Below are 1775 nucleotides of genomic sequence, written 5' to 3'. Positions count from 1 at the left end.
CTAGGAGCCTGCTGAATAAGGCGGTTTTGGGGCGGGGTGCCTCAAGGCGCTCTGTGGCGCGTGTGTGTTGTGAGTCAGACCCGAGGGTCGACAATTCGAGGGTCACCCCGCCGCATTGAGCGTGGCATCTGGTGCCGCGGGTGGCAATGCCCGGTCGTGTCAGGCGATGGCCCAGTGGGTGCCGGTGTGGGTCAGGCCGAGGGTGATCAGCCGGCGCAAGTTGAGGGCGGCGGCGCGGTGGTGCAGCCAGTGGTCGTTTTTGATGGCGCCGCGGTAGCGGACTTTGCGGTTGCCGCGGGTCAGCCAGGCGATGGAGCGTTCCACCATGGGCCGGTGTTGGCGGTACTCGTCCCGCCACCGGGGAGTGCGCGCTGCTGCGCGGGCGGCACGTAGCAGCGGTTCATGCTCGCTGATAGTGAGGTTGCGTCCCCGTGACGCGGTGGTGCACTGGGCCCGTAATGGGCAAGTGCGGCAATGCTTCTCAAATCTCGCGCCACCTTTAGGTGCGATATTGACGGTGTGCCCAGCCGGGCAGGTCACGGTGCGGGCATCGAAATCGATAGCGAAGTCATCGCTGGTGAACCCGCCGGGCACCGGGGCCCGCAACGGCAGCGGTTTGATCACCGCGACATGCTTGAGTTCGGCGAGGGTGGCGCGGGCCGCGCCGGTGCCGTAGGCCGAATCACCGAGCACCCGCACCCCGGCCGGCTCCTCCTGCAGCAGGGCCAGCCCGACGACGGCTTCGTGGTTATCCGGGCCACTGGCTTTGGTCAGAGCGCAGTCGGTGATGATCCCGGTATCGGGTTCGATCGCGATATGGGCCTTGAAGCCGTCCTGCCGCCGGTGCACCGTCTTATGGGCGTGGCGGGCATCAGGATCCACGGTCGAGACGACCCGATCCGGAGCAACGTTCTGGGCGATGCGCCACTGCCCGTCGGTGCCATCAGAGCCTTCGACCGGTTCGACATCCTGCCCGGCGATCAACGCCAACAGCGCCACCGCCTCAGCGGCCCGCGGTCCCAGCTCCTGCTCGGGCAGATGCCCCAGGACCCGATGCGCGTCAGTAACCAGGGCGTCGATGAGCTGATCGCGGGCAGTCTTGTCGTTCCAGGCGATCGCCGGCTTACCCGGGTCGTGGTAATTGTGTGCCGTGCAATGAGTCTCGATCACCTCGGCGGCGCCGGGGACGTCGCGGCCCGCGCGGCGGATCGCGGCGATCAACTGGGTCACGGTGTCCTGGGTGGCCACCGCGTCATCGAGGACCGTGGAATCCAATGCCCGCCGAGTCTTGCCCGCCAGTACCGCGGTCTGCGCGACCACCGTTCTGACCGCCTCGAAGATCCGGTTAGGGCGATCAGAGGCCGCCAGCCGGCGCCGCCAGTACGTCAGCGTGGTGGAGTGAAACGCCGGCGCGGTGACCGGCAGCCCGCACGCGGCTTTCCACCGCAGATCGAAGGTGACCGCATCCACCGTCTCGTTGTCGGAGAGCCCGTGCAGGGCCTGCAGCGTGATCACCGAGGCCATCACCTCGGCCGGCACGCTGGGTCGGCCCCGCCGTGACGGGAACAGATCAGCGAACATCTCCTCCGGGAACAGCTCGTGGCGATGAGCGGCCAGGAACGCAAACACGCTGTCGGGCTTCAGAAGATGCCCGGCAACCGATTCGGCATCCAACAACTCACGCTGATCATCAGAGCGACCCTGCACCCACCAATTATCAGCGAAATCCCAGGTCAACCCCGGCCGCCACACCGATTAATTCAGCAGACTCCTAG

At 66.7% G+C, this 1775-nt stretch carries 1 protein-coding gene; it reads right to left on the bottom strand.

Annotated elements, in window-relative coordinates; genetic code table 11:
- Positions 1-159 precede the first annotated feature (159 nt).
- Positions 160-1707 carry an IS1182 family transposase gene (locus tag ACJH6J_RS30280; protein WP_406805024.1) on the bottom strand — a complete coding sequence of 516 codons (1548 nt, stop codon included), beginning with the start codon at positions 1705-1707 and terminating at the stop codon, positions 160-162.
- Positions 1708-1775: the final 68 nt, after the last annotated feature.

It is taken from the genome of Mycobacterium sp. SMC-18 (genome assembly GCF_045310895.1).
Lineage (GTDB): Bacteria > Actinomycetota > Actinomycetes > Mycobacteriales > Mycobacteriaceae > Mycobacterium.
This window is presented reverse-complemented; position numbering and strand designations above follow the sequence as displayed.